Source organism: Dokdonella soli, from assembly GCF_039523175.1.
In the GTDB taxonomy this organism is placed as follows: Bacteria; Pseudomonadota; Gammaproteobacteria; order Xanthomonadales; family Rhodanobacteraceae; genus Dokdonella_A; species Dokdonella_A soli.
Map to the genome: position 1 here is coordinate 287,075 of NZ_BAAAEU010000010.1, position 26,177 is coordinate 313,251.

The following is a 26,177-nucleotide window of genomic DNA, read 5'->3' on the forward strand; positions in this document are numbered from 1 at the left end:
GACCTTCCGCGTTACTTCAATCCGGCGGCCTTGCGCAGCTCGGCGGCTTTGTCGGTCTTCTCCCACGAGAACGCAGTGAACTTCTCGCCGTTGGCGAGCTTCACCTCGTGCGGCGCGCGGCCGAAGTGGCCATAGCTCGCGGTCGCCTGGTACATCGGATGCACCAGGTCGAGCATCTTGAGGATGCCGTACGGGCGCAGGTCGAAGTGATTGCGGATCAGCTTCTCGATCTTGTCGTCGGTGATCTTCCCGGTGCCGAATGTGGTCACCGAGATCGAGGTCGGGTGCGCGACGCCGATTGCGTATGACACCTGCACCTCGCAACGATCGGCGATGCCGGCCGCTACGATGTTCTTAGCGACATAGCGCGCTGCGTACGCCGCGGAACGATCGACCTTGGACGGATCCTTGCCCGAGAACGCGCCGCCGCCGTGGCGGGCCCAGCCGCCGTAGGTGTCGACGATGATCTTGCGGCCGGTCAGGCCGCAGTCGCCAACCGGTCCGCCGATCACGAACTTGCCGGTCGGATTGATATGGAACTTGGTGCCCTTGTGCAGCCACTTCGCGGGCAGCACGGGCTTGAGAATGTGCTCGCGCACGGCCTCGATCAGGTCCTTCTGCTTGACCGACGGATCATGCTGGGTCGACAGCACCACCGCATCGATCGCGGTCGCCTTGCCGTTTTCGTAGCGCAGCGTGACCTGCGACTTCGCGTCCGGACGCAGCCACGGCAGCGGCGAGTTCTTCTTCTTGCGCACCTTGGCCTGCTGCTCGACCAGGCGATGCGACAGGTGGATCGCGGCCGGCATGTAGCTGTCGGTCTCGTTGGTCGCGTAGCCGAACATCAGGCCCTGATCGCCGGCACCCTGGTCTTCCGGGTTCTTGCGGTCGACGCCCTGGTTGATGTCCGGCGACTGCTTGCCGATCAGGTTCAGCACGCCGCAGGTCGCGCCGTCGAAACCGACTTCGCTGGAGTTGTAGCCGATGTCGACGATGACTTTGCGCGTCAGCGCCTCGAGGTCGATCCACGCGCTGGTGGTCACTTCGCCGGCGACGATCGCCACGCCGGTCTTGACCATCGTCTCGCAGGCCACGCGCGCGCGCTTGTCCTGCGCGAGGATCGCGTCGAGGACGGCGTCGGAGATCTGGTCGGCGACCTTGTCCGGATGGCCTTCGGAGACCGATTCGGAGGTGAAGAGGTAGCTGCTCATCGCGGCAAATATCCTTCTATACGGATGTATGGATAAATCAAGGTCGCGCATCATACACGGCGCGGGTTTCGATTGCAGTACGGTGGCTGAATATCGATGTTACGGATTCATTCGGGCCAGGTGTTGAGGTGCGGCCCAAACGTCTCGCGCTGGCGGCGAACGATGCAGAAGCGGTGCCCGGTCGGCGCCTGCATGACCCACCAGCGCTCGCGCACGAAGGCGATGCGCTTCGCGCCGAGCGCCTCCAGCCGTTTTGCCTCGGCCTCGAGGTCGTCGGTCTCGATGTCCAGGTGCACGCGCGATTCGTGCTCGACCTTCTGCAGCAGGATCAGCGGCTCCTCCGCGGCGGTCTCGAGTTCGGCGTAGCGGCCGTCGCCGTCCTGGTCGACGCTCGCGATCTTCTTGCCGAAAGCGCGGCTCCAGAATTCGGCGGCGGGCGCGAGATCGTCGACCTGGCAGTCGATGACGAGGGTGCAGAAGCGGCTGTGGTGCATGACGATTTCCGGTGCTGGATGGTTCTTTAATAGCTCGTCATTCCGGCGTACGCCGGAATCCAGTGTCTTCGAATGAATTGCCCGGTGCTGGATCCGGCTTGCGCCGGGATAACGAGCCTTGATGTGTTTCCCAATTCTCGATTCTCGGCTCTATTGCGCCAGCGCAAGGTCGTCGAGCATCGCCTTCAGGAAGCGTGCCGCCTCGCCGCCGGTCGCAGCGCGGTGATCGAAGGTCAGCGACAGCGGAATCACGCGGTGCGATTCGAAACCGCCCATCACCGGCGTCATCTGGTGGCGGCCCTTGCCGGCCGCGATGATCGCGACGCAGGGCGGCACCACGACCGGGGTCGCGTAGCGGCCGGCGAACACGCCGAAGTTCGACAGCGAGATCGTGTAGCCGCTGAGCTCCGACGGCGGGATCGAGCGCGATTCGACCTCGGCACGCAGGCGGTTCACCGCCGCGCGCACGCCGGCCGCGTCGAGCTTGTCGGCGTTGCGCAGCGCTGGCACGAACAAACCGTCGTCGGTGTCGACCGCGATGCCGATGTCGACATGCGGATGCAGGGTGCGCGTCAGGTTCTCGCCATCGAACCACGCATTCAGTGCCGGCACGGTCTTGCAGGCGCGCACGATCGCGCGCACCAGGCGTCCGGTGATGTCGTTGCCGGGCAGCCAGGCATGGATGTCGGCATCGTCGCTCAACGTGGTCGGTACCACCGCGGCATGCGCGGCAGCCATCACGCGCGCCATGTTGCGGCGCACGCCCTTGAGTTGTTCCGGTTGACCGGTCGCAGTGACCGTCGGCGGCGTCGTGCGCATCGGCTTGCCGGCCGCGGAGACCGCCGTGCGCTGTGCGGCAGCAGGAACCGCGGTCGAGGGCTGAGGGCTGAGGGCTGAGGGCTGGGCGCGCATCGCACCCGGCGATGCATCCGCTGCGGCAACGGCGCCGATCTTTGCTGTGCCGGCTGTCGCCGCATTCTTGACGTCCTGCAGCGTCACCACACCGCCCGCGCCACTCGGCGTGACACGTGCGAGTTCGACGCCGAGCTTCTTCGCCAGCGCGCGCACCGCCGGCACCGCCTTGACGCCGCCGACGCTCATCGCCTGTTCCGCATGCACGCGGTCGCTGCTCTGCATCGCGCCGACCACGGTGCCCTCGTCGGCGCGGCCGGCGTTGTTGTTCGTGACGATCTCACCGCCCTCGTCGGAGGCAACCACGCCCTTGTGATCCGGCGCCTCGCTGCCGGCGCCTTTCGCGGCCTTCGGCGGCGCGTGGTGATGTCCGGTCGTCTCCGCCTCGGCACGCTGCGGCATCTTCGGATCGATCTCGAACTCGGCCAGCGCCGCGCCGGTCGCGATCACGTCGCCGGCGCCGCCATGCACCTTGAGCAGTTTCCCGGAATACGGCGAAGGCACCTCGACGACCGCCTTCGCGGTCTCCATCGAGACCATTGGCTCGTCGAGCTTCACGCTGCCGCCTTCCTTGACCAGCCACTCGACGATGGTCGCGTCGGGCAGGCCTTCGCCGAGGTCGGGGAGATGGAATGTCTTGATGTCGGCCATGAGTGAACTCGTCGTTGCGGGTGCGCGGATCAGCGACCCGGTTCAGTGGATATGCAGCGCGATAAGAGCCAGCAGCGCCGGCAGCGCCTGTACGAAGAAAATCTTGCGGCTGACCGTCCAGCCACCGTACAGGCCGGCCACGATCACGCAGGACAGGAAGAAAATCTTCACATGCCAACCCGAAGCTCCCAGGCACAGTCCCCAGATGAGACCGGCCGCGAGGAATCCGTTGTAGAGCCCCTGGTTCGCGGCCAGCGTCTTCGAGGCCGCCGAAAATTCCGGGGTCAGCCCGAACGTCTTGCGGCCGTAGGGCGTGTCCCACAGGAACATTTCGAGCACAAGAAAATAAATGTGCAACAACGCAACCAGGGCGACCAGGACATTCGCGATCACAGTCACGTCGGATCTCCCGATGATGGTCAGCTCGCCGCCAGTGTCCGCTTCACCGCAGCGACGATGCGCTCGACGCTCGGCAGGTATTTCATCTCGAGCCGGTACAGCGGGATATGGGTGTCGTAACCGGTCACGCGCTCGACCGGCGCGAGCAGGTCGTAGAGCGCCTCGTCGGCGAGCCGCGCAGCGATTTCGGCACCGAAGCCCGCCGTGCGCGGGGCCTCGTGCACGATCACGCAGCGGCCGGTCTTCCTGACGGATTCATGGATCGTGTCGAAGTCGAGCGGCGTCAGCGTCGCTACGTCGATGACCTCGGCGCTGATGCCCTGTTCGGCGAGCGCGTCGGCGGCTTCCAGCGTTTCCTTGACCTGTGCGCCCCAGGTCACCAAGGTCACGTCGCTGCCATCGCGCAGCACGAAGCAGACATCGAGCGGCAGCGCCTCGCCGTCGTCGGCGACCTCTTCCTTGTACTGGCGATAGATGCGCTTCGGTTCGAAGAACATCACCGGGTCCGGATCGCGGATCGCAGCCAGCAGCAGGCCGTAGGCGCGACCGGGCGAGGACGGCAACACGACTCTCAAGCCGGGAATGTTCGTGAACAGGTGTTCGTTCGCCTCGGAATGATGCTCCGGTGCGCGGATGCCGCCGCCCCAAGGCGCGCGGAACACGGCCGGGCAGCTCATGCGTCCGCGCGTGCGTGTGCGCAAGCGCGCGGCGTGGCACGCGATGTGCTCCATCATCGGGTAGATGAAGCCTTCGAACTGCGCCTCGGCGACCGGCCTCATGCCCTGGGCCGCGAGGCCGACCGTGAGGCCGGCGATCGTCGTCTCGTCGAGGGGCGTGTCGATCACGCGCTCGGCGCCGAACTTCTCCTGCAGGCCCTGCGTCGCGCGGAATACGCCGCCGTTGACGCCGACGTCCTCGCCGAGCACGACCACGCTCGGGTCGTGCTTCATTTCGTACGCGAGCGCCTGGGTGACAGCTTCGATAAGGGTGATTTGTGCCATGGAAGTTACCTTTGCGATCATCCTTGATCGCGAGGATCAAGAAGCGGCCATCCATGGCCGCACTGTTCATGAAAAGCCTCCCGCGTGCGGGGGACGACGAAAGAATTCAATGGTGTTGATCGGCGGCGATCGCGGCGGCGCGTTGCGATGCGAGATCCGCCGGCACTTCCGCGAACGTGTAGTCGAAGATCGCCTCGACTGGCTGCGATTTCGTCTCGAGGTACGCGTTGACCTCGGCATCGACCCTGGTCGCGCAGTCGGTTTTCCAGTCCTCTTCCTCTTTCTCGGTCCACGCGTTCAGCGACATCAGATAGGTCTTCATGCGCTTCATCGGTTCGCGCTGCCACGCGGCCTTGACCTCGTCGTCCGGACGGTAGCGACGCGCGTCGTCGGCGGTGGTGTGGTCGGAGAGGCGATAGGTGACCGCCTCGATGACCATGCCGCCATGGCCGTGGCGCGCGCGCTTGATCGCGTGGTCCATCGCGGCGCGCATCGCGATCAGGTCGTTGCCGTCGACCTGCAGGCATTCGAGGCCCGCCGCGATGCCTTTCTGCGCCAGCGTCTTCGCGCCGGTCTGCGCGCTGCGCGGTACCGAGATCGCCCACTGGTTGTTGACGATCACCGCGATCAGCGGCAGCTGCATGGCGCCGGCGACGTTGATCGCGCCATAGAAATCCGCCTTCGACGAGCCGCCATCGCCGACCACGGTGACCGCGACTCTTGGTTCCTTGCGCACCTTGAATGCGAGCGCGGAACCGGCTGCGTGCAGGCACTGCGTCGCGATCGGCACGCACCAGGCGAAATCGTGCGCGGGGCCGGAAAAATTGTTGCCGCGCTCGTCGCCGCCCCAATACAGCAATACTTCGCGCGGCTTCACGCCGCGGTAGAACTGCGCGCCGTACTCGCGATACATCGGCGCGAACACGTCGTCTTCCTGCATCGCGCTGCCGATCGCGACGTGTGCGGCCTCATGGCCGAGGCAGGAGGCGTAGGTGCCGAGCTTGCCGGTGCGCTGCAGCGCTACGGCCTTGGCATCGAACACGCGCACGTAAAGCATCAGCTTGTACAGCTCGACGAGCTGGCGGATGTCGCGCGCGATTGCGGGCAGGTCGTCGCGGACGAGCTTGCCATCCGCGTCGAGGTATTGCAGGTATTCGATTTCGAAAGTGGCAGCGATGGACACGTGAAACCTCTACTGCGGTAACGGGCTGCGGCTGCCGCACGCGCGGAAAGCCGCCGGAATGGGCTGGGCGTCGGTTATCGCGGGCTGACAGGCGCGCAGATCCGGCGCGGCAGCGGGAACACCCGCCGGGGAGACGATTTAGATAGCAAAGTCCGCACCAGCGAAGCAAGGCGTGCCGCACCATCCCTATCCGGACATCCTCGCACGGTTGGCGCACCGTTCGCGCAGCCGCGGTTGCCGTCGCGGCCGCGCGATGACGGTTCAATCTACATTGAACGACTGCAAGTCAACCGGCGCGGTCGTGCTGACGGTGGCCGAGTTGTTGCCGGGCGTCGAGTCGTTGAGCGCGCTGATGGTCACGGTGTTGCTCAGCATCGTGCCGGCGGGCGTTCCAGGGGCCACGGTGACGACCAGGGTGAAACTCGGTGTGGTCCCAAGCGTGAATGTAGGGATGCTGCAATGCACGGGGCCCGTGGATCCGACAGCGGGCGTCGTGCAAGTCCAGCCGGAGGCGATGCCAAGCGAGGTGAAGGTGACGCCCGCCGGCAGGGGATCATCGATGGCGAGATTGAATCCGTTATCGGGGCCGTTGTCGACGGGCTTGATGGTGTAGGTGAGCTGGGCGCCTGCGGCCACCGGGTTCGGTGAGCCGGTCATCGTCACCGTGATATCGGTCGGGACGAAGCCGGCATCGGCGCGGTTCGCGCCGACTGCGCCAAGCAGCGCCAACAAACCGGTGGCGGCGAACGTGCGGGTACGGCGGGTATTCTTCATGCGTTGCTCCTGGGAATGGAATAGCGGTGCTGTCATGGTGCCAGGGGCGGATTGTGCCCGATCGCAGCGGATTTCGAGCGCCCCGTACTGATTCGCAGACCGGGCATCCTGCCGCCGTTGACTCGCCGCATCCTGCGGCTCGGCCTTGCCGTTCGCATCCGCTCCTGCGAACGCGGTGCAAACAAACGGTCGCGGCGGAACCGCGCCACCCTTTGTCGCGCCAGGCACTTGAGTGCCGGTCGCGGCGGCGCACCCGGGTGCTGGAGCGGTCTTTTGAACCGGCTCAACCTGCCGTGCACGCCGCTGTCGGCTAAGCTTGACCCTTTCGACTCCATGGGATCGCCGCGTTTGCGGCCCACAGCATGACTTCCGAGACCAACAAGCGCGATCTCGAGCCCGGCATCGAACTGGACCTGCGCGAGCGCACGACGTATGGCGGCTACCTGCAGCTGCCGACCCTGCTGTCGGCGCAGAAGCCGCTCAGCGATCCGCCGCATCACGACGAGATGCTGTTCATCGTCCAGCACCAGGTCGCCGAGTTGTGGATGAAGCTGATGATCCACGAACTGCGCGCGGCGATCACCCGCCTGTGCGAGGACGACGTCGACACGACCTTGAAGATCCTCGCGCGCGTGAAGCAGGTGCAGCAGCAGCTGTTCGCGCAATGGGGCGTGCTGGCGACGCTGACGCCGTCGGAGTACCTCGAGTTCCGCGACGTGCTCGGTCCGGCTTCGGGCTTCCAGTCGCAGCAGTACCGCACGATCGAGTTCATGCTCGGCAACAAGAACGCGGACATGCTCAAGGTCTTCGCACATGACCCGGCTGGACAGGCGGAACTGAAGCGCGTACTCGATGCGCCGAGCCTGTACGACGAATTCCTGCGCTACCTCGCGCGCCGTGGCCATGCGGTGCCGGCCGCCTGTCTCGAACGCGACTTCACGCAGCCGCACGAACGCGTCGCTGAACTCGTGCCGGTGTTCAAGCGCATCTACGAGAACGCGCGCGGGTTCTGGCCGGAATATCACTTGTGCGAGCAGCTGGTCGACATCGAGGAGAGTTTCCAGCTCTGGCGTTTCCGCCACATGAAGACGGTCGAGCGCATCATCGGCTATCGCCGCGGCACCGGAGGCTCCTCCGGCGTCGCGTTCCTGAAGAAGGCGCTGGACCTGACGTTCTTTCCCGAGTTGCTGGAAGTGCGCACGGTGATCGGCGCGCCGGCGTAGCGCGGCGGAGGCGCACCGCCGAATGCGGCGGCGCATCACGTCCGGCGTTTGACTCGCCGCGATCCAGCGGTTACACGTGCGGATCACGTTCGTTGTGCGTTATCGCGCCGGACGCTTCTTGGTGACCGAAATCAAAAGGGGAGATACCGCATGAGCGGTCCGGCCAACTCGTCCGCCACCGGCGACGCGCCTCCACAGTTTCCGACCCGCCTCGGCCATCCGAAGCCGCTGTGGATGCTGTTCATGACCGAGTTCTGGGAACGCTTTGCGTTCTACGGGATCCGCTGGGCGCTGGTGCTGTACATGGTCGCGCAGTTCCACGCCGGTAGCGCCGCCGGCGAGGCGCCGTCGAACCGGATCTACGGCGCCTATCTCGCGCTGGTCTACGCAGCGTCGATCGCCGGCGGATACATCGCCGACCGCGTCCTCGGCTATCAGCGCTCGATCCTGCTCGGCGCCGTGATCATGGCGGCTGGCCTGTTCATGATCGCGTGGCCGGATGAATTGATCTTCAAGATCGGGCTCGCGACGATCATCTGCGGCAACGGACTGTTCAAACCGAACATCTCGACGATGGTCGGCAAGCTCTACGGCGTAGACGACACGCGTCGTGACGCCGGCTTCACGATCTTCTACATGGGCATCAACTCCGGCGCCTTCGTCGCGCCGATCCTGACCGGCGTCCTCGCCGACAGCGTATTCGGCAGCCAGGCGATGCCCGCCTACAATGTCGTCTTCATCGCCTCCGGCGTCGGCATGCTGCTGAGCCTGGTCTGGTTCTGGTTCGGTCGCCGCGAGCTGGGCAGCATCGGGCGCCCGCCCGCGGCCAGCCCGGACAAACGTAACGTGCTGTATGTGCTGTTCGGCGCTTTGCTCGCCATTCCAGGCGTCTACATGCTGCTCGCGATGGGTGCGACCGCGTTGGCGTGGATACTCGGCATCCTGTTCATCGGCCTGTGCGCGCTGCTGCTCGTCGAAGGTATCCGCGAAGGCGCCGTGCAACGCGACAAGGTGATCGCGATGCTGATCATCTTCGCGTTCAACGTGCTGTTCTGGATGTTCTTCGAACAGGCCGGCAGCTCCTTCACCTTCCTCGCCGACAAGATCGTGAATCGTCAGTTCGGCGACTGGACCTTCCCGAATGCCTGGTTCCAGTCGGTCAACTCGCTCGCGATCATTGGCCTGGCGCCGCTGATCGCGGTGATCTGGGTCTGGATGGGGCGGCGCAACGCCGAGCCGTCGATTCCGCGCAAGTTCGGTCTGGGCCTGTTCTTCAACGGACTCGCGTTCCTGCTGTTGATGTTCGCGCTGTCGAAGCTGGTCAGCGATACCGGCAAGATCCCGTTCTGGACCCTGTTCATGGTCTACGTGATCCAGTCGGTCGGCGAGCTGTGCCTGTCGCCGATCGGCCTGTCGATGGTGACCAAGCTCGCGCCGGTGCGGCTGGTCGGCTTCGGTATGGGCGGCTGGTTCCTGTCGACCGGCATCGGCAACAACCTGTCCGGCATCTTCGCCGGCATCGTCAGCGGCGAGAGCGGCATGACCACGGCTTCGGCACTGAGCGGCTACACCTTCGGTTTCTGGGCGCTGGTCGGCGCGGGAGTGTTCCTGTTCCTGATCGGGCCGCTGATCAACAAGCTGATGCACGGCGTGCGGTAAAGCGGAGGGAGACGGGAGTCTCCCTATACCGGAGCGAGCTTGTCGAGGATGCGCACGAGCGCGCGGCGATCGTCCGCGTCGAGCTGACCGAGCAGCGTGCGCTCGTGTTCGCGTGCGAGCGGTGCGACGGTGTCATGGATCTTCCAGCCCGCAGCCGTGAGGCGCAGCACCGAGCGACGTTTGTCGCCGTCGTGCGCGCGCCGTACGACACGCTTCGCCGCGACCAGGCCCGCGAGCGCGCGGCTGACCGCCACCTTGTCCATCTCGGTATAGCCGGCGACCTCGCTGGCGGAGATGCCATCGCCGTCGAAGCGCGCAAGCACGGCCATCACGCGCCATTCGGTCATCGAGAGGTCGAAACGGTCCTGGTATTCGCGCGCGATCGCCTGGCTGACCCGGTTCGACAGGATCGACAGCCGGTACGGCAGGAAGCGTTCGAGTTCGAGCGGGGTGCGATCGGCCATGCGGCGGTCTACCTTGCAACTGGTTTCAACTGTAACAATAATCTATGCGATCGTCCCTGATCGCGAAAGTCAGGAGAGGTCGCAGCAGCTTTTGCGATCATCCACGATCGCGACCAAAAGAAGCGGCCATCCTTGAGGTTTGTTTTTGCGATCATCCGTGATCGCGTGAATCAAAAAGCGGCCATCCATGGCCGCACTTCTCACCAGAAGCACACATCACGTAACCCAGTCGGAGTCTGCCATGAACGCCCAGCCCAACCTCGGTATGCAGGTCACCACGTTCGAGAACCCGATGGGTATTGATGGCTTCGAGTTCGTCGAGTTCGCCGCGCCGGCGGGCCGCGCCGCCGAGCTGCACGCGCTGTTCCGGCGCATGGGCTTTTCCGCGGTGCTCAAGCACAGGACGCGGCCGATCACGGTGTATCGCCAGAACGGCGTGAACTTCCTCGTCAACGAGGATCCGGACTCGTTCGCGGCCGATTTCGCGAACGCGCACGGCCCTTGCGCCTGCGGTTTCGCGATCCGCTTCAGGAAGCCCGCGGCCGAGGTGCTGAAGGCTGTGCTCGGAAACGGCGGCGAAGCGATCACGCACAAGATCGACAGCAAGGCCGTGAACGCGCCGGTCGTGAAGGGTATCGGCGACTGCATGCTGTACCTCGTCGATCGCTATGGCAATGCCGGCAGCATCTATGACGGCGACTATGCGCCGATCGAGGGCGTCGAGCAGAATCCGCCGGGATTCGGCCTGACCTTCATCGACCACCTCACGCACAACCTCTACTTCGGCAACATGCAGAAGTGGTCGGACTACTACGAGCGGCTGTTCAACTTCCGCGAGATCCGCTACTTCGACATCAAGGGCGCCAAGACCGGCCTGGTCTCCAAGGCGATGACCGCGCCGGACGGCATCGTGCGCATCCCGCTCAACGAATCCTCCGATCCTAGGTCGCAGATCAACGAATACCTTGATGCGTACCATGGCGAAGGCATCCAGCACATCGCCTGCTTCACCGACGACATCTACACGACGGTGGAGAAGATGCGCGCCGCCGGCGTCGAATTCCTCGACACGCCCGACACCTATTTCGAGGTGATCGACATCCGCGTGCCGAACCATGGCGAGGACGTGCCGCGCCTGGCTAGAAACAAGATCCTGATCGACGCCGACAAGGAGACCAAGCAGCGCAAGCTGCTGCAGATCTTCACGCAGAACGCGGTCGGCCCGATCTTCTTCGAGATCATCCAGCGCAAGGGCAACGAGGGCTTCGGCGAGGGTAACTTCCAAGCGCTGTTCGAGTCGATCGAGCGTGATCAAATGAAGCGCGGCGTGCTCTGATTTCGTAGCGCGGGCCTCGGCCCACCGCTTCCGGGAAAATCGCTATCGTGGGCGAAGCCCACCTCATGCGGAGCATGCGATGCAATCGAACGGCTACCAATCCGGTTTCGCCAACGAGTTCGCGACCGAGGCGCTCGCAGGCACGCTGCCCGAAGGCCGCAATTCGCCGCAGCGGGTTGCACATGGCCTGTATGCCGAGCAGTTGTCCGGCACCGCATTCACCGCTCCGCGCCATGCGAATCGGCGCAGCTGGCTGTATCGCATCCGGCCTGCGGCGATGCACGGTACGTTCGCGCCGTTCGTGCAGCCGAAGTTCCACAACGATTTCGGCAGCGCGCCGGTGTCGCCGGACCAGTTGCGCTGGAGCCCATTGCCGCTGCCGGACGCGCCGACCGATTTCGTCGACGGTCTGTTCACGATGGCCGGTAACGGTTCTGCCGCCGCGCAGAGCGGCATCGGCATCCACCTGTATGCGGCCAATCGCGACATGCAGGGGCGCTATTTCTACGACGCCGACGGCGAGCTGCTGATCGTGCCGCAGCAGGGTCGCCTTCACATCGAGACCGAACTTGGCGTGCTCAACATCGAGCCGCAGGAGATCGCGTTGATCCCGCGCGGCATCCGTTTCCGCGTCGCGCTGCCGGACGGAGCGTCGCGCGGCTACGTCTGCGAGAACTTCGGCGCGATGCTCAAGCTGCCTGACCTCGGTCCGATCGGCAGCAATGGCCTTGCCAACCCGCGCGATTTCCTGACGCCGAACGCCGCGTTCGAGGATGTCGACGGCGTGTTCGAGCTGGTCGCGAAGTTCCAGGGACATCTCTGGCGCGCCGATATCGGTCATTCGCCGCTTGACGTGGTCGGCTGGCACGGCAACTACGCACCGTGCAGGTACGACCTGCGCCGCTTCAACACGATCGGCTCGATCAGCTACGACCATCCGGACCCGTCGATCTTCCTCGTGCTGCACTCGCCGAGCGACAGCGAAGGCGTCAGCAACATGGACTTCGTGATCTTCCCGCCGCGCTGGCTGGTCGCACAGGATACGTTCCGCCCGCCGTGGTTCCACCGCAATATCGCGAGCGAGTTCATGGGCCTCGTGCACGGCGCCTACGACGCCAAGGCCGAAGGCTTCGTGCCGGGCGGCGCTTCGCTGCACAATTCGATGAGCGGCCATGGACCGGATGCGGCGACGTTCGAGAAGGCGTCCGCCGCCGATCTGAGCCGGGCCGACGTCATCAAGGACACGATGGCCTTCATGTTCGAGTCGCGCGCGGTGCTGCGCCCGACGAAGCAGGCGCTCGACGCCGCGCATCGCCAGCGCGACTACCAGGCATGCTGGCAGGGCCTTCACAAGAGATTTTCCGTTCCATCCGCAGGATGAGCGATCGCATGGCGCCGTCACTGCATCGGGTAGTCGCTGTGTCGGGCCGGTCTTCGGATCGGGCACTGCCGACGCCGTGGTACCTGCGCCGGGTCGATCTGCTGCGATCCTGCAAGACGGGCGAGGTCATCGAGGCGACGCCGCAACCCCTGTCGCATCGGCTGCGCATCGCAGCTGCCGGCGTGCTGATCGGCGTGCCGGTCGTTCTGGCCTCGCAGTGGTTCTTCAAGACCTGGGTTCCGCGCTATTACGCCGAACTGGATGCGCTCTCCAAGACCGATCCCGTCTTCGCCGCGCGCAAGCTAGCCGAGTTCATCTCGCTGTTGTTGCTCGCGCCGGTGCTGACCTGCATCGTCGCTGCCATCGCGATGACGGTGCAGGCCAGCCGCATCGTGCGCGCAGGACGCCGCCCGTTGCCGGGTGCGAAGGTGCGCGGGCGTACGGAAGTCGTCGCCGGCTGGTGGTGCGTACGCCTGCCGACCTTGCTCTGGGGTTCGCTGCTCCTGGCCTGCGCGCTCTGGGCGTGGTGGTCCTATGTCCAGTTGGCCTCGATGTTCTGGAACGGCTATCTCGACAAGCGGACCGAAGTCCTATCGAAAACCTCACCGCGGGCAGCTGCGCAATCGATGCACGATGCGCCCGGTATCCCCGAAAACGGAGTCAGACCATGAAGCTTGCCAGTCTCAAGGAAGGCGGCCGCGACGGCACGCTCGTCGTCGTTAGCCGCAACCTGCAGCGCGCGGTGCGCGCAGACGCGATTGCACCGACCCTGCAGCGCGCGCTGGAGGACTGGTCGAATGCCGCGCCGCGTCTGAATGCGCTGTACCAGGCGCTGAACGAGGACCACGCCGACGGCGCATTCGATCTCGACGATGCCGTGCTCGCTGCGCCGCTGCCTCGCGCCTACGAGTTCGTCGACGGTAGCGCGTACCTGCCGCACGTCGAGCGCGTGCGGCGCGCGCGCGGTGCCGAGGTGCCGGAGAGTTTCTACACCGATCCGCTGATGTATCAGGCGACCAGCGCGGGGTTCTACGGTCCGCGCGATCCGATCCTCGCCGCCAGTGAGGACTGGGGTATTGATCTCGAGGCCGAAGTCATCGTTGTCACCGACGATGTGCCGATGGGCGCCGCGCCGGCGACCGCCGCGCAGCACATCCAGCTGATCGGCATCGTCAACGATGTTTCGCTGCGTGGCTTGATCCCGGGCGAACTCGCGAAAGGCTTCGGTTTCCTGCAGTCGAAGCCGCGTTCGGCGCTGTCGCCGGTGTTCGTGACGCCGGATGAACTGGGCGACGCGTGGCAGGGTAGCAAGCTGCTTCTGCCGATGCGCACCTGGATCAACGGCAAGTGGTTCGGCGAGGCCGAGTGCGGCGTCGACATGCAGTTCAGCTTCGCTGAGCTCGTTGCGCATGCGGCGAAGACGCGGCCGCTGTCGGCGGGCACGATCGTCGGCTCCGGCACGATCGCGAACGAGGACACCGCGAAGGGCGCCTCGTGCCTGGCCGAGCAGCGCACGGTCGAGACGCTGCGCGACGGCAAGCCGTCGACGCCCTTCCTGAAGTTCGGCGACACGGTGCGCATCGAGATCACCGACGAGGCCGGCAGGAGTATCTTCGGCGCGATCGAGCAGGTCGTGACGAAGCAGGCGCAGCGCGGATAAGCCCCCTCTCCCCCAACGGCTTCTTCGTTGGGGGAGAGGGCTGGGGTGAGAGGGCGCGGGCTGCCGACAGAGTGAAACGCGGATGCCTTCCAGGCCCGTCATCCAAAGCGCACTTGCGGTCGGTCCGCGAGAGCTGCGGTGTCGCATCGGCGTGTGGCTCCGCCCCCTCACCCAACCCTCTCCCCCAAACGAGCTTGGGGAGAGGGCTTGAAGCAGCGGCGTGCCAGCGATTCGGCCGTCGTAACACACCGGGTATGCAGCACGTTGCGTTAATCTCTGGCGGCGAGAGCGGTTGAAACCGCCACAACGAGAAGCGTATGTCGACCGAATCGCCGCTGACGCTCTACGACTACTGGCGTTCCAGCGCCTGCTACCGCGTGCGCATCGCGCTGAACCTCAAGGGCCTGCCTTATGCGCAGAAGCCGGTGCACCTCTTGAAGAACGGCGGCGAGCAGCACAGCACCGCACATCGCGAACTCAATCCGCAGGAAACGATTCCGGTGCTTGCGGACGGCGTGCGCGTGATCCGGCAGTCGCTCGCAATCATCGAGTACCTCGACGAAACCTATGGCGGCCATATGCTGCTGCCCGCGACCGCGCGCGATCGCGCGCACGTGCGCGGGCTGGCGCTGCTGATCGCCTGTGACATTCATCCGCTCAACAACCTGCGCGTGATGCAATTCCTCGAACGCGACTACGGCGTGCAGCAGGCCGAGCGCGAACGCTGGACGCGGCACTGGATGGAGGAGGGTTTCCGCGCGTTCGAGGCGATTCTCGCCGCGGACAGCGCGACAGGCCTGTACTGCCACGGCGATGCGCCGACGCTAGCGGACGCCTGCCTGATCCCGCAGGTCTACAACGCGAACCGCTTCGGGGTGGACCTCGCGCCGTATCCGACGATCCGGCGCATCAACGCACAGTGTCTGTCATTGCCGGCGTTCGATGCGGCGCGGCCGGAGCGGCAGCCGGACGCGGCCTAGGAAACTCTGATAGCGGTCGTGACGTCATGCCCGCGAAAGCGGGCATCCACTGAAAGCGGCAACTGGCACACCCAGCCATTCGGCTGCTTAAAGCCACTTAGCGGGAACGACGATCCTTTTTCGGAGGTTCCCCGGATGGCATCGCGAGCATCAAGTCGAGCATGCGGCGTATACGATTAGGTACATGCCGAATGCCACAAATGACGCGCCGAGAAACATCGTGTAGCCGCGGCAGCCTTCGCTACCGATGAGCACCTTGATCAGCGACTGTGAGTAGCAGAACCACCATTCCTTTGCTGGATCCACGAGCCATTCCCAGCGCCTGATCGCTCCGCGCAGAAGAACCGCTCCGCAACCAACAGCAAACAACCCCAGCCGAGGTCGGCAAGAGGCTGTCCCCGCATGCCTACCCCGCGATATACCGCTGCAACTGCTCGATCTGCGTGCCCTGTTCGCTGATCACCGCCTTTACGAGGTCGCCGATCGAGACGACGCCGACGACCTTGCCCTTGTCAACGACCGGCAGGTGGCGCACGCGGCGGTCGGTGCACAGACGCATGCAGGTTTCGACCGTGTCCGCTGGCGCGACAGTAAGCACCGGTGCGGTCATGATGTCGCGTACTGGCGTGTTGCTGGACGAGTGGCCGCGCAGGATGACCTTGCGCGCGTAGTCGCGTTCGGAAACGATGCCGAGGAGTTCATCGCCGCGCATCACCAGCAGCGCGCCGATGTAGCGATCGGCCATGATCTGGATCGCGGTGAGCACCGGTTCGTCGGGGCCGATCGTGTAGATCTGGCTGCCCTTTTCCGCGAGGAGATGCTTGACCTGGAGCATATGCGCCTCCGAGCGATCGCGGCGGGGCTGCCGCGATGCCAAGTCTAGCGCTGCCCGCACGCGGCTGCTCGTCGTTGCGCCGCACGACCCGGTGGGTGTTCAGGGCGTGCAAGGTCCGCTTCGGAATAAGACGGCGCCGCACCGGCAGGCGCCGCACAAGCTCCGGACCCTCACCCCCAAACCCTCTCCCGACGGGAGAGGGGCTTTGTGGCGCCGTGTGTAGCCCGCTACGGGCAGGACTCGAAGCCGTCGACGAAGATCGAATCGACGATCACGCCGACGTTCGCGCTCGCGTTGTTGTTCGCGGGCACCGGATCGGTCGTGGCCGAAGTGGCCGAAGCCGCCAACGCGATCGGATTGGCACCGCTGTAGCCACGCGGCACGCATAGGCTGGTCGTCACGGTTTGCGAAGCGCCGGACGCGAGACTTGAAAACGCGCACGGAAAGGCGGTCGTGCATCCGCCGCTGTTACCAGCGAACGTCAAGCCGGCCGGTGTCGCGCTGCTGAGCTGCACGTTGGCCGCGGCGGAAGGACCGTTGTTGGTAACCGTGATCGAGTAGTTCATGCGCGTGCCGGGCTCCGCCATCGCCGGCGGCGCTATCGTGACGGCGAGGTCGGCGCTGGCGCCGCCCGTGCTGGGCGGCAGCGGCCACGCCCATGCGCCGCGCGAGCGCGTGAAGGCCGCCAGCGTGGTGAAGCCGCGGTCGATGCTGAGGCTCCAGACCATCACGTGCGGCAAACCCTCGAAGCGTTGCCAGACTGGCGTCGCGGCGGTGATGTCGTCGGTGTAGTAGAGGCCCCAGTCCATGCCCACGAACACCTGCTGCGGGATGTGCGGATTGACGATCACCGCGTTGGCCGGGATGTCCGGCAGGTTGCCGCTCTTGTCGACCCAGACATAACTCGCGCATTGCGCTGTGCAGGTCACTTGCAGCAAATGGCCGGGCGTTGCCGATGTGTTTGCGGTGAAACCGCCGACCGCGGCGTAGCCGACCAGCGGATTCAACGGATCGGTAGCCACATCCATGATCGGCCGATTCGGCAGTACCGCATTGGTGCCGGTCACGTTGACGGCAGTTGCCGCGCCTGCGCCACCGAGGCCGAACACGTATTGCACGTTGCCGTCATTGGTGGCCGCCATTGCGATGGTCGGGTCGCTGACCGAGTAGTGGATCTGGTTGATGTAGGAGCGGTTGTCAGAACCCACGATCAGGTTGTTCTTGGTCAGATCACCGGTCTTGGAGGTCCACGAGGACGACGGCAGGCCGCCCACGATCGACTCCCAGACGCGCTGCGTGCCGAGGACGATATGGGTGCAGCCGACGGCAGTCGTGCAGCCGCTGCCGACTGCATCGAGCGCGCCGTAGCGATACAGGTCGAACGGCGTGAAGAAGCTCGCGCGCTCGCCGCTCGGGAACGACGGTTTGATGCCCACCGGGTTGCCAAACGCGCCGGTCGTGCTGACATAGATGTCGGCGTAGTAGATCGAGCTGTACCACCACTGACCCTTTACCGGCTCGATGCGCGAAACGATGCCATCGCCGCCATTGGTCGATGTCCACGCGCTCGCCGTGGGCGTGCCGCTGAACATGACCGCTGCACTACCGTTGTCCTGGAAGCCTGCGGCTGCGCCCGCACTGGTCGAGGTCGCGAAGTTCGCGGTGATGTCACCGTGGTACATCTCGATGGTGGACAGGCTGTCGTTCAGCGCGATCCAGTTGGCGTTCGCCGAGCCGGTCGCGGTCAGTGCGTTGCTGACGTAGTAGATGCCGCCGTCGTTGCCGTTCAGCAGCTTGTTCGCATCGCCGCCGATGAACGTGCGCGCGTGGTTGTCCGGATGCACGGGACCACCGCTGTATGCATCGGTCAGATTGACGTAGCTCGAGCCGCCGTCGGTCGATCGGAACAGGTCGACGGTGCTCACGAACAGCACAGCCGGATCGGTCGGGGAAACCGTGAGGCCCGCGTCGTACCACATTTGCGTGCCCGGATTGCTCGGCGCGCCGATCTGGGTCCAGGCGTCGCCGCCGTTGGTGGTCTTCCAGATACCGAGAATGCCCTTGGTGGCGACGTTCGAGAACATCGCGTACAGCGTCAGCGGATCGCTCGGCGCAACCGCGAGTTCGAGACGGCCGCGCGAGGTGTTTGCAACGCCATTGCCGGTACCGGCCGGGAAACCGTTCGCAAGCAAGGTCCAGGCGGTGTTCGCCGGGCAGCCGCTGCTCGGCATCGTCGTGCGATAGACGCCGTTCGCGCCGTTCTTGCCGAGGTCGGGTTGTACCGGCGTCGGTAGGCCGCGCGTGCCGATGCCCGCATACAGATACGTGGTGCCGCTGCGATTGACCGCGAGCAGGCCGGTCGTGTCCTGGCGCTGCGCGCTGGGGCCGCTCGCGAACGCGCTGGTGTAGCAGGGACCGGTCCAGTTCGAGCCGGCGTCGTAGGAGAAATACACACCGGTCTTGGTGCCGACAACCACGTTGTTCGAATTGTTCGGATCGACGACGACCTTGCCGATCGCCTGGTACTGCGGAAAGCCGCCAGCCGAGGGGCCGTAGAGCGGATTGAATACGCTGGCGCCGAGCAATTGCCAGGTCTCACCACGGTCGGTGCTCTTGAGCACACCGGCCGCGCCGAACGACATCGAGCCGTAGCGCAGGTCGCCGGTGCCGGCATACAGCACGTTGTGGTTGCCGGGGTCCATGGTGAGATCGCCGATCGCCATGCTCGCGATTTCGGGGAAGTCGGTCTTGACCGTCCAGGTGGTGTTCGAGGCGCAGCAGTTGGTGGTCTTCCACACACCGCCGCCATCGGAACCGAGCCAGGCGACGGCCGGGTTGTCGGGATCGGTGAGGATCACGTTGGTGCGGCCGGCGTTGTTGCCGGAGCCATAGCCTTCACCCACGAGCGGCTTGGGGCCAAGCAGCGTGAACGCGTTCGGGTCGAGTGCGAGCGCCGTGTCCGCGGAGAGTTGGTAGGTCTTCCGGCCCGACGGTACGGCCGATGCGATCCTGCGATCCTGCTTGGCGGCATCCAGCAGCCAGGCGGGCTCGAAGCGCAGGTTGTGCGGATCGCCGCCGTAGCCGAGGCGGATCGCCCAGTAGTCGCCGTCCACCGGAGGACGCCCCTGTCCGGCCTCTTCCGCCTCGCCGTGTCGGAAGGTCGGCTCGTGCGAGTCGTGGTAGTTCCAGATTCCCGCCGCTGCAGACGCCACCGTCATGCCGGCCGTGGCCAGCCACGCAACACGCTTGCTCATGGATTCTCCCTCAGGGGCTCGCCGGAGCGCGGGCTCCGTCGTGAGGCCGATGATACTCATCGATCAGATAGAGCGGGCGCTGCTTCGACTCGACATAGAGCCGGCCGAGGTATTCGCCGATCACGCCGAGCGCGATCAATTGCACGCCACCGAGAAACAGCACGACCACCATCAGCGACGGATAGCCGCGCACCGGGTCACCGTACAGCATGGCCTTGCCGAGCACCCAGAGTCCGAACAGGAACGAGCACAGCGCGGTGAGCATGCCGAAATACGTCGCGACCTTGAGCGGTGCGCCGGAGAACGAGGTGATGCCGTCGATCGCGAAGTTCCACAGCTTCCAGTAGTTCCACTTGGTCTGGCCGGCATGGCGCGGATCGCGGTGGTAGACGACCGACAACTGGCGGAAGCCGACCCAGGTGAACAGGCCCTTCATGAAGCGCTGGCGTTCGCGCACCTGTTTCAGCGCGTCCAGCGCGCGCCGCGAGAGGAGGCGGAAGTCGCCGGTGTCGCGCGGAATCGGCGTCGCCGACAGGCGTCCCATCACGCGGTAGAAGCCCGATGCGGTCATCTTCTTGAAGCCGGTCTCGCCGGCGCGCGAGGCGCGCGTGCCGTAGACCACGTCGTAGCCCTCGTGCCAGTGCTGCACGAAGGTCGGGATCAGTTCCGGCGGGTCCTGCAGGTCCGAGTCGATCACGACCGCGGCGTCCGCATCGACGTGGTCGAGGCCAGCGGTCAGCGCGAGTTCCTTGCCGAAATTGCGCGAGAGTCTCAGCGTCGACACGCGCGGATCGGCCGCGCGCAGCTGGCACATGATCTCGTAGGTATCGTCGCGGCTGCCGTCGTCGACGTAGAGCACTTCCGCTTCGAGATCGAGCCCATCGAGCACGGCGGCGAGTCGCGCATGGAAATCGCGCAGGCCCTCGCTTTCGTTGTAGGCGGGCACGACGACGGTGAGCTTGGACATGGGCGATACCGGAGAGGGAATCATGGAATGCTAGCCGACTCCACGATATGGCGTCATCGCGGTGCGTCCGGTTTGCATATGGCCATCTATTCGACTATTCTAGAATTATGGAATCAAAGATGGCTGTCGCCGCGCTTTCCGCGCTGGCCCATGAAAGCCGGCTCGCCGTATATCGACTGCTGGTGCAGGCCGGACCGGACGGGCTGGCCGTGGGGGACCTGCAGGCGCACACCGACATTCCGCCGGCGACGCTGACCCATCACCTGCATGCACTGCGCCGCGCCGGCCTGATCGTCGATATGCGCGACGGCCGTTCGATCGTCTGCCATGCCGACTACAAGCAGATGAACGCGCTGCTCGCGTTCCTCACCGAGAACTGCTGTGGCGACGCATCAGCCTGCGTGGCGGGCGCCGTCTGCAAACCGGCCAAACCCACCCGGAGGACCCGCTCATGAGACGCTTCCATGTGCACGTCAACGTGAAAGACCTCGATGCCAGCATCCGCTTCTATACGCAGCTGTTCTCGACGGAACCGACAGTGACAAAACCCGATTACGCGAAATGGATGCTCGACGATCCACGGATGTCCTCCGCGCGCGGTTGCTGTGGTCCGGCGGCCACGTCGGCCACGTCCTGCTGCGCCTGAACGGAGCATCGGCCATGAGTTACAACGTGCTGTTCCTGTGCACCGGCAACTCCGCGCGCAGCATCATGGCGGAAGCCCTGCTCGGCGTGCTCGGCAAAGGTCGTTTCATCGCTTACAGCGCGGGCAGTTACCCGAGCGGCAAGGTGCAGCCGCTCGCGGCGGACCTTGCGACGAAGCTCGGCTATCCGCCTGACCGGTTGCGCAGCAAGAGTTGGGATGAATACGCGGCTCCCGGTGCGCCGAAGATGGATTTCATCATCACGGTCTGCGACAACGCGGCCGGCGAGGTCTGCCCGATCTGGCCAGGTCAGCCGGTCAGCGCGCACTGGGGCGTCGCCGATCCCGCGGCCGTCGTCGGCAGCGAGGACGACCGCCGCGCGGCTTTCCGCGATGCGTTCACGATCCTGCGCCGGCGCGTCGAGCGGCTGCTGGCATTGCCAATCGACAAGCTCGACCGACTCGCGCGCGAGCGCGAACTGCATGCAATCGGGGCGACCAGCGAATGATCGATCTGAAGCGTCGCCTCGCTGCCGAGGCCCTGGGCTCCGCCGCGCTGGCCGCGATCGTGATCGGCTCGGGCGTGATGGCCGAGCGCCTTGCGGGCGGCAACGTCGCCGTCGCACTGCTCGCGAACACGCTGGCAACCGCGGCGGGACTATTCGCGCTGATCGTCGTGTTCGCGCCGATCTCGGGCGCGCATTTCAATCCGGCGCTGACGCTGGCGCTCGCATTGCGCCGCGAACTGCGCGCGCGGGAAGCGCTGGCCTACGGCACGGTGCAGATCATCGCGATGCTCGGCGGCATGCTGCTTGCGCACGCGATGTTCGGTCTGCCGGCATGGCTGCCTTCTGCGAAGCCGCGACCCGGTTTCGCGCAGGCGCTGGGCGAGGCAGTCGCGACGTTCATGCTGCTCACCGCGGTGCTCGGCACGCGCCGGCGCAGTCTCGAAAGCGCAGCCGCGACGGTCGCGCTGACGATCGCGGCCGGCTACTGGTTCACTTCCTCGACCTCATTCGCGAACCCGGCGATCACGCTGGCGCGCGCGTTGTCGGACACGTTCGCCGGCATTCGCGTGGCAGATGTGCCGTCGTTCCTCGCCGGCCAGTTTGCCGGTTGCCTGATCGCCAGCGCATGCGCGGCGTTGCTGTTCGATCCTGCGGGCGAGGCAGGTGTCGCGACGAATCCTCAACGCGGCAGATAGGCCGCACCGCCGAGCTGGTTTGCCTGGTGTTGGATCCAGGCGGCGCGGCGTTGCACGTAGGCGCTCGGACGTTCGACGCGGAAGCGCGTCGGATTCGGCAGCACCGCCGCGAGCAGCGCGGCCTGGTGCGCGTCGAGCTGTGCCGGCGTCGTGTGGAAGAACAGCTCGCTGGCCGCACCCACACCGTAGATGCCGTCACCGAGCTCGGCGACGTTGAGGTAGACCTCGAGGATGCGCCGCTTCGGCCACAAGGTTTCGAGCAGCACGGTGAAATACGCTTCGAGGCCCTTGCGCACGAAGCTGCGTCCGCTCCACAGGAACAGGTTCTTCGCGACCTGCTGGCTGATCGTGCTGGCACCGCGCAGTCGTTCGCCATCGTCGGCCTCGGCGAGCGCGCTCTGGATCGCGTCGAAATCGAAGCCGTGGTGGAACGGGAATTTCTGATCCTCGGCCGCGACCAGCGCGATCGGCAGCGTCTTCGCGACGCGATCCCATGGCGTCCAGCGGTAGTGCAGCGCGAACGTGCGGTCGCCGTCGAGCCTGGCGCCGATCCAGTCTTCGAGCATGACGGCCGACGCGATCGGCGGCACGAAGCGCAGTATCAGCACCGCGAGCACGCTGAGCGCCAGCCACGTTGCGAGCGCGAACAACAACCCGCGCGCGATGCGTCGCGACAGCGGTCGATGGGTGGTGGACTTCGGCAAACGCGGCCTCCCGAAACGACGCCGGCGCGGGAGTCCGCGCCGGCGTCCATCAGCTTAGCCCGCCCGATGGGTCCGTCGCAGCAGCGCCGTGTATCAGGGCTGCATGGTGCTGAGGTCGACCAGTACCTTCCAGCGGTTGTCGCGCCATTGCCAGATGCGCAGGTCGCTGCCGCAGCCGGCGCACGCCTCCGCGCCGCCCAGCGTGTAGCCGAGATCACCGCTCGCCGCCACGCCGAGTGCGCGACGAGGGCCGCGCCCGAGGCCGGCGGGATCCTTCGCAACGAGGTTCAGCGCATCGGCCGCGTCCGCGGGCAGCTGTGACTGGCGCAGCACGTGGAGGGTCGGTCCGGCGAAAGCGGGCAGCGCGGATTTCGCGTGGTCGCCGGCGAGTGCGCGCCGCAGTTCGTCGTCGACGCGTTCGAGCTGTCGGCGGCGGTCCTCGATGGCAGCGATATCCGCGCGCGCGGATGACGCTGTCGGGGCGGCGAGCGTCACCACCGCAGCCGCCTTCGCCAGGCCGGCATGCGCCACGCCGTTGTCCGCCTGCACACGCCAGATGCCGTCCTCGGCGCGTCTCCAGACCGTCAGGAAATGCCCATGCGATATCTTCTCGGAGCCGGCGCCGTGCGCGCTCCATGGGCCGCTGGTGAAACCGACGTCGCCCGCTTCGGAAATGCCGACAAGGTCTGGTTCCCACTGCAGGAAGCTGCTGTCGTCGGCATCGCGAGCCAGCGTATCGAGCGCAGGGAGCGGGAGCGGCCGGAACAGCCAGGAGCCGGCATCGAAATGCGCGAGGAAGGCCCGACGCACGCCGTCGCGCTGCGCGTCGGCGGCGAATCCGCGTTCGGCGGCGAGCAGGGATGCGCGGTCGAGGTCGGGGGTGGCCGTCGCGACCGCGACGGCGAACAGGCTGGTGAGCAGCATGGCGGGCTCCGGGATCGGGGGTCGCATTGCAGCAGGCGGGCAGGCGGAACGAGCGGTCCGCGGCCGCGCTCCGGCGCGTCACCATCACCGGATAGCGCAAACCGGCTCTCCGGATTTGCATGAAGGGGGCGCCGGATGTTCGACGCGCCGTCGCCCTCCGGCCGCCTCGTGGGGTTCGCTGGATTGCGAAATCCGTGATGAACGCCGCGCTCGGCGCGCCCCGAACTGCCATGAATCGCTGTTAGTTTTTCGTGAACCGCGCTATGATTGGCGTGTCCGTCGACGGCCTGCGGAACTCCCGGCGAGTCGGGAACTCTCACACGGTCGTCTGCTGCACGAGTCATTTCTGGTCCATTGCCATGCGCCTGCGTTTCGCCAAGTTGCTGCTGCTCTTGCTGTTCCCGCTTGCGGGCACGGCACAGACGCTGCCGTCCTTGGTGCCGGCCAAGGCGCCGCTGGTCGAGGAGTTGCTTGCCCTCGATCCGACCGGCCAGCCGCTGCTCGAGCAAGGTGCGCCGGTGCTGCCGATCTGGTCGGGTGCGAACGGTGAGCTGCTCGCGGTCGTTGCGTTGCCGCGCGGCTGGTCGAATACGTTGATCGACCCGATGCCTGCGTATGGCGGGCCGTCCGCGTGGCATCTCGCGGGCAGCCCGGTCGCGAATGCGGGCGGGTTGCGCTGGCAGCTGGGTGGCGGGCTGCACGCCGATGCAATGTTCGGCCAGTATCTTTCGCTCGCTCCGGCGACTTGTACGTCGGCGGGATGCGACGTGGCGACGGCTTCGCGCTGGTCGCGCGGCACGCTGACCGGTTCGCTCGGCATGGGCTGGACCGCGTCCAACGGCGGCCTCGATCTTTCCTATGGGCTGTCCTGGCTGCAGTCGCAGGGTCATCCCGCGACGTTCGGCAACCTCGCATTCGGCAATACGGTACCCGTGCCGGTACTTACATTGCCGAACGCACGGTCCTTCTCGCTCGACAGCGAGGCTTCGCTATATGCGCGCGGCCGCTGGCAGTTCGAGCGGGGTCCCGCGCTCGATGTCGCGGCGAGCTATGGCCGCGGCCATCTGTCCGCGCTCGGCACGATCGGCAATGCGTTTGCGCCGGGCATCGATCTCGACCAGCTTTCGCTGAGCCTTGGCCTTGACGCCGGCTCGCTGCGCGGCGCGATCGTCGGTCATGTGCTCAGCAGCGACGATCCGGCATTGGCCGGCAAGCGCTGGACCACGCTGGATCTCGGCGTTTCCTGGCGCACGCCGTGGAGCGGTGAGCTCAGCGTCGGCGCGCAGAATCTCTGGGCCGCACCGAGCAATTCTCCGCGCGACGCGGAGAACACCCAGACCCGCACGCCGTACATCCAGTACCGCCAGGATCTCTGAGAAGATCCGGGTCGGCCGCGCCTGTCGCGGCATCGGTGGGCGAGCGGCCGCGACACACAAGGCAGTTCCTGCCTGCCTTGCGCCCCTCCACTCAGAGCCGGGCGTCGCAAGCGCATCCGCACAATCCGTGGCGTTCTGACTGGCGCACTGCGCCTGTCGGTGTCGGTGGCGTGCGCGTTCCACTTCGTGCAGGGCTTTCGCGAGCCGGGCGTGCGGTAAAGCCTGTGCTTGGCGATCGCGTCCGCGGGCGTCGCCGGCATGATTTGATGATTCCTGCGCCTCCCGACAGGGATCTCCAAACACCCCTTCGGCGCCTCCGCAAGTGCCGCGGCGCTGCACTGCGACAATTCAACCATTGCCGCAACTTATTGAATTTAAATGAATAAATCCCAGTGTTAAGCGCGCGCTCAGGGATTCCCAAGGCGTAAGAATCTTGTTAGTATCGTCCACTGCCGAGGGTTTTGGTGGACCGTTTTGGTCGTTCCCAGGGAATGGGAGAGCACATGTCCCGAGCTGTGACACAACTCTGACGTTGGAGAGTGAAATGAATCTAATGAGCAACGAGCTTTTCAAAGCCGTGCGCTATGCCTTGTATGCGGGCGCCACTGCCGCCGTCGGCCTGTCCGCCGGTGCGGTGTTCGCGCAGGATGCGGCACAAGACCAAAGCGGTCAGAAACTTGAAACCATCACGGTGACGGGTTCGAACATCCGTCGCGTCGATATCGAAACGTCCAACCCGGTCGTCACCATCGATCGCGCCGCGATCGAGAAGACCGGCAAGCTGACCCTGGGCGACCTGGTCCAGCAGCTGCCGGCGGTCACCGGTCCGAACACCAACCCGCAGGTCAACAACGGCGGCGGTACCGGTTCGTCGAGCATCGGCCTGCGCGGCCTCGGCTCGCAGCGCACGCTGGTCCTGATCAATGGCCACCGCTTCCTCAG

The 26,177-nt window shown here is 65.6% G+C and carries 26 protein-coding genes; 13 read left to right on the plus strand and 13 right to left on the minus strand.

What is annotated here, in order from left to right; genetic code table 11:
- Positions 1 to 11 precede the first annotated feature (11 nt).
- From metK to ABD002_RS11995, 7 genes are all read right to left on the minus strand, one after another.
- Positions 12 to 1,211: a methionine adenosyltransferase gene (gene metK / locus ABD002_RS11965; protein WP_343791356.1), complete on the minus strand. Its 1,200-nt coding sequence runs from the start codon at positions 1,209 to 1,211 to the stop codon at positions 12 to 14.
- A 107-nt stretch (positions 1,212 to 1,318) separates the two neighbouring features.
- A complete protein-coding gene (locus tag ABD002_RS11970; RefSeq protein WP_343791358.1) occupies positions 1,319 to 1,705 on the minus strand; it encodes a VOC family protein in 387 nt (128 codons plus the stop codon).
- Positions 1,706 to 1,855: 150 nt separating this feature from the next.
- Positions 1,856 to 3,268, minus strand: coding sequence for a dihydrolipoamide acetyltransferase family protein (locus tag ABD002_RS11975; RefSeq protein ID WP_343791360.1), 1,413 nt, complete (start codon positions 3,266 to 3,268; stop codon positions 1,856 to 1,858).
- Positions 3,269 to 3,310: 42 nt separating this feature from the next.
- On the minus strand, positions 3,311 to 3,667 hold the full coding sequence (locus ABD002_RS11980) for a DUF1304 domain-containing protein (protein ID WP_343791362.1): 357 nt from the start codon (positions 3,665 to 3,667) through the stop codon (positions 3,311 to 3,313).
- Positions 3,668 to 3,687: 20 nt separating this feature from the next.
- Positions 3,688 to 4,668: an alpha-ketoacid dehydrogenase subunit beta gene (locus ABD002_RS11985; protein ID WP_343791364.1), complete on the minus strand. Its 981-nt coding sequence runs from the start codon at positions 4,666 to 4,668 to the stop codon at positions 3,688 to 3,690.
- A 106-nt stretch (positions 4,669 to 4,774) separates the two neighbouring features.
- Positions 4,775 to 5,851, minus strand: coding sequence for a pyruvate dehydrogenase (acetyl-transferring) E1 component subunit alpha (gene pdhA / locus ABD002_RS11990; protein ID WP_343791365.1), 1,077 nt, complete (start codon positions 5,849 to 5,851; stop codon positions 4,775 to 4,777).
- A 261-nt stretch (positions 5,852 to 6,112) separates the two neighbouring features.
- Positions 6,113 to 6,625: a DUF11 domain-containing protein gene (locus ABD002_RS11995; RefSeq protein ID WP_343791367.1), complete on the minus strand. Its 513-nt coding sequence runs from the start codon at positions 6,623 to 6,625 to the stop codon at positions 6,113 to 6,115.
- A gap of 362 nt (positions 6,626 to 6,987) precedes the next feature.
- On the opposite strand from ABD002_RS11995, the gene ABD002_RS12000 reads away from it, so the two are divergent.
- Positions 6,988 to 7,848, plus strand: coding sequence for a tryptophan 2,3-dioxygenase (locus ABD002_RS12000; protein WP_343791369.1), 861 nt, complete (start codon positions 6,988 to 6,990; stop codon positions 7,846 to 7,848).
- 150 nt (positions 7,849 to 7,998) lie between these two features.
- The gene (locus tag ABD002_RS12005) at positions 7,999 to 9,507 is read left to right on the plus strand and encodes a peptide MFS transporter (protein WP_343791371.1); all 1,509 of its coding nucleotides are present in this window, start codon (positions 7,999 to 8,001) and stop codon (positions 9,505 to 9,507) included.
- A 23-nt stretch (positions 9,508 to 9,530) separates the two neighbouring features.
- Here ABD002_RS12005 and ABD002_RS12010 read toward each other — a convergent pair whose 3' ends face one another.
- Entirely contained in the window at positions 9,531 to 9,971 is a 441-nt protein-coding gene (locus ABD002_RS12010; protein WP_343791373.1) for a MarR family winged helix-turn-helix transcriptional regulator, read from the minus strand.
- A 241-nt stretch (positions 9,972 to 10,212) separates the two neighbouring features.
- Between ABD002_RS12010 and hppD the strand changes: the two genes are divergently transcribed.
- The 5 genes from hppD to maiA all read left to right on the plus strand — a co-directional run bounded on the left by hppD (position 10,213) and on the right by maiA (position 15,328).
- Entirely contained in the window at positions 10,213 to 11,307 is a 1,095-nt protein-coding gene (gene hppD, locus ABD002_RS12015) for a 4-hydroxyphenylpyruvate dioxygenase (protein WP_343791375.1), read from the plus strand.
- A gap of 79 nt (positions 11,308 to 11,386) precedes the next feature.
- The gene (gene hmgA, locus ABD002_RS12020; RefSeq protein ID WP_343791376.1) at positions 11,387 to 12,688 is read left to right on the plus strand and encodes a homogentisate 1,2-dioxygenase; all 1,302 of its coding nucleotides are present in this window, start codon (positions 11,387 to 11,389) and stop codon (positions 12,686 to 12,688) included.
- Positions 12,689 to 12,696: 8 nt separating this feature from the next.
- Positions 12,697 to 13,359 carry a hypothetical protein gene (locus ABD002_RS12025; protein WP_343791378.1) on the plus strand — a complete coding sequence of 221 codons (663 nt, stop codon included), beginning with the start codon at positions 12,697 to 12,699 and terminating at the stop codon, positions 13,357 to 13,359.
- A complete protein-coding gene (locus tag ABD002_RS12030) occupies positions 13,356 to 14,348 on the plus strand; it encodes a fumarylacetoacetate hydrolase family protein (RefSeq protein ID WP_343791380.1) in 993 nt (330 codons plus the stop codon). The genes ABD002_RS12025 and ABD002_RS12030 overlap by 4 nt, the downstream gene beginning before the upstream one ends.
- A 317-nt stretch (positions 14,349 to 14,665) precedes the next feature.
- On the plus strand, positions 14,666 to 15,328 hold the full coding sequence (maiA, locus tag ABD002_RS12035) for a maleylacetoacetate isomerase (protein ID WP_343791382.1): 663 nt from the start codon (positions 14,666 to 14,668) through the stop codon (positions 15,326 to 15,328).
- Positions 15,329 to 15,734: 406 nt separating this feature from the next.
- Here the strand turns inward: maiA and ABD002_RS12040 are convergent, their stop codons facing one another.
- The 3 genes from ABD002_RS12040 to ABD002_RS12050 form a co-directional block, all read right to left on the minus strand.
- Positions 15,735 to 16,163: a CBS domain-containing protein gene (locus ABD002_RS12040; protein ID WP_343791384.1), complete on the minus strand. Its 429-nt coding sequence runs from the start codon at positions 16,161 to 16,163 to the stop codon at positions 15,735 to 15,737.
- 227 nt (positions 16,164 to 16,390) lie between these two features.
- Positions 16,391 to 19,417: a DUF11 domain-containing protein gene (locus ABD002_RS12045; RefSeq protein ID WP_343791386.1), complete on the minus strand. Its 3,027-nt coding sequence runs from the start codon at positions 19,415 to 19,417 to the stop codon at positions 16,391 to 16,393.
- Between the two features lie 10 nt (positions 19,418 to 19,427).
- Positions 19,428 to 20,384 carry a glycosyltransferase family 2 protein gene (locus ABD002_RS12050; RefSeq protein WP_343791388.1) on the minus strand — a complete coding sequence of 319 codons (957 nt, stop codon included), beginning with the start codon at positions 20,382 to 20,384 and terminating at the stop codon, positions 19,428 to 19,430.
- A gap of 119 nt (positions 20,385 to 20,503) precedes the next feature.
- On the opposite strand from ABD002_RS12050, the gene ABD002_RS12055 reads away from it, so the two are divergent.
- The 4 genes from ABD002_RS12055 to ABD002_RS12070 are packed head-to-tail and all read left to right on the plus strand — an operon-like array spanning position 20,504 to position 22,231.
- The gene (locus ABD002_RS12055; protein WP_343791390.1) at positions 20,504 to 20,839 is read left to right on the plus strand and encodes an ArsR/SmtB family transcription factor; all 336 of its coding nucleotides are present in this window, start codon (positions 20,504 to 20,506) and stop codon (positions 20,837 to 20,839) included.
- Positions 20,836 to 21,030: a VOC family protein gene (locus ABD002_RS12060; RefSeq protein WP_343791392.1), complete on the plus strand. Its 195-nt coding sequence runs from the start codon at positions 20,836 to 20,838 to the stop codon at positions 21,028 to 21,030. The genes ABD002_RS12055 and ABD002_RS12060 overlap by 4 nt, the downstream gene beginning before the upstream one ends.
- 14 nt (positions 21,031 to 21,044) lie before the next feature.
- A complete protein-coding gene (locus ABD002_RS12065; RefSeq protein WP_343791394.1) occupies positions 21,045 to 21,536 on the plus strand; it encodes an arsenate reductase ArsC in 492 nt (163 codons plus the stop codon).
- Entirely contained in the window at positions 21,533 to 22,231 is a 699-nt protein-coding gene (locus ABD002_RS12070; RefSeq protein WP_343791396.1) for an aquaporin, read from the plus strand. Before ABD002_RS12065 ends, ABD002_RS12070 begins: the two co-directional genes overlap by 4 nt.
- Here ABD002_RS12070 and mtgA read toward each other — a convergent pair.
- On the minus strand, positions 22,216 to 22,935 hold the full coding sequence (mtgA, locus tag ABD002_RS12075) for a monofunctional biosynthetic peptidoglycan transglycosylase (protein WP_379988984.1): 720 nt from the start codon (positions 22,933 to 22,935) through the stop codon (positions 22,216 to 22,218). The genes ABD002_RS12070 and mtgA overlap by 16 nt on opposite strands.
- A 93-nt stretch (positions 22,936 to 23,028) precedes the next feature.
- Positions 23,029 to 23,859, minus strand: a complete 831-nt coding sequence (locus ABD002_RS12080) for a Cif family virulence factor (RefSeq protein ID WP_343791398.1) — start codon at positions 23,857 to 23,859, stop codon at positions 23,029 to 23,031.
- A 359-nt stretch (positions 23,860 to 24,218) separates the two neighbouring features.
- On the opposite strand from ABD002_RS12080, the gene ABD002_RS12085 reads away from it, so the two are divergent.
- Complete coding sequence (locus ABD002_RS12085) at positions 24,219 to 25,235, plus strand: hypothetical protein (protein ID WP_343791400.1); 1,017 nt, start codon at positions 24,219 to 24,221, stop codon at positions 25,233 to 25,235.
- Positions 25,236 to 25,779: 544 nt separating this feature from the next.
- Positions 25,780 to 26,177, plus strand: a 398-nt coding sequence (locus ABD002_RS12090) for a TonB-dependent receptor plug domain-containing protein (RefSeq protein ID WP_425545128.1), incomplete at its 3' end; no start/stop codon positions are given.

Bases quoted from the DNA above. Each gene is read 5' to 3' on its own strand.
- metK (WP_343791356.1), bottom strand. From the start codon at position 1,211: ATGAGCAGCTACCTCTTCACCTCCGAATCGGTCTCCGAAGGCCATCCG.
- ABD002_RS11970 (WP_343791358.1), bottom strand. From the start codon at position 1,705: ATGCACCACAGCCGCTTCTGCACCCTCGTCATCGACTGCCAGGTCGAC.
- ABD002_RS11975 (WP_343791360.1), bottom strand. From the start codon at position 3,268: ATGGCCGACATCAAGACATTCCATCTCCCCGACCTCGGCGAAGGCCTG.
- ABD002_RS11985 (WP_343791364.1), bottom strand. From the start codon at position 4,668: ATGGCACAAATCACCCTTATCGAAGCTGTCACCCAGGCGCTCGCGTAC.
- ABD002_RS11995 (WP_343791367.1), bottom strand. From the start codon at position 6,625: ATGAAGAATACCCGCCGTACCCGCACGTTCGCCGCCACCGGTTTGTTG.
- ABD002_RS12000 (WP_343791369.1), top strand. From the start codon at position 6,988: ATGACTTCCGAGACCAACAAGCGCGATCTCGAGCCCGGCATCGAACTG.
- ABD002_RS12005 (WP_343791371.1), top strand. From the start codon at position 7,999: ATGAGCGGTCCGGCCAACTCGTCCGCCACCGGCGACGCGCCTCCACAG.
- ABD002_RS12010 (WP_343791373.1), bottom strand. From the start codon at position 9,971: ATGGCCGATCGCACCCCGCTCGAACTCGAACGCTTCCTGCCGTACCGG.
- hppD (WP_343791375.1), top strand. From the start codon at position 10,213: ATGAACGCCCAGCCCAACCTCGGTATGCAGGTCACCACGTTCGAGAAC.
- hmgA (WP_343791376.1), top strand. From the start codon at position 11,387: ATGCAATCGAACGGCTACCAATCCGGTTTCGCCAACGAGTTCGCGACC.
- ABD002_RS12025 (WP_343791378.1), top strand. From the start codon at position 12,697: ATGGCGCCGTCACTGCATCGGGTAGTCGCTGTGTCGGGCCGGTCTTCG.
- ABD002_RS12030 (WP_343791380.1), top strand. From the start codon at position 13,356: ATGAAGCTTGCCAGTCTCAAGGAAGGCGGCCGCGACGGCACGCTCGTC.
- maiA (WP_343791382.1), top strand. From the start codon at position 14,666: ATGTCGACCGAATCGCCGCTGACGCTCTACGACTACTGGCGTTCCAGC.
- ABD002_RS12040 (WP_343791384.1), bottom strand. From the start codon at position 16,163: ATGCTCCAGGTCAAGCATCTCCTCGCGGAAAAGGGCAGCCAGATCTAC.
- ABD002_RS12045 (WP_343791386.1), bottom strand. From the start codon at position 19,417: ATGAGCAAGCGTGTTGCGTGGCTGGCCACGGCCGGCATGACGGTGGCG.
- ABD002_RS12050 (WP_343791388.1), bottom strand. From the start codon at position 20,384: ATGTCCAAGCTCACCGTCGTCGTGCCCGCCTACAACGAAAGCGAGGGC.
- ABD002_RS12055 (WP_343791390.1), top strand. From the start codon at position 20,504: ATGGCTGTCGCCGCGCTTTCCGCGCTGGCCCATGAAAGCCGGCTCGCC.
- ABD002_RS12060 (WP_343791392.1), top strand. From the start codon at position 20,836: ATGAGACGCTTCCATGTGCACGTCAACGTGAAAGACCTCGATGCCAGC.
- ABD002_RS12065 (WP_343791394.1), top strand. From the start codon at position 21,045: ATGAGTTACAACGTGCTGTTCCTGTGCACCGGCAACTCCGCGCGCAGC.
- ABD002_RS12070 (WP_343791396.1), top strand. From the start codon at position 21,533: ATGATCGATCTGAAGCGTCGCCTCGCTGCCGAGGCCCTGGGCTCCGCC.
- ABD002_RS12080 (WP_343791398.1), bottom strand. From the start codon at position 23,859: ATGCTGCTCACCAGCCTGTTCGCCGTCGCGGTCGCGACGGCCACCCCC.
- ABD002_RS12085 (WP_343791400.1), top strand. From the start codon at position 24,219: ATGCGCCTGCGTTTCGCCAAGTTGCTGCTGCTCTTGCTGTTCCCGCTT.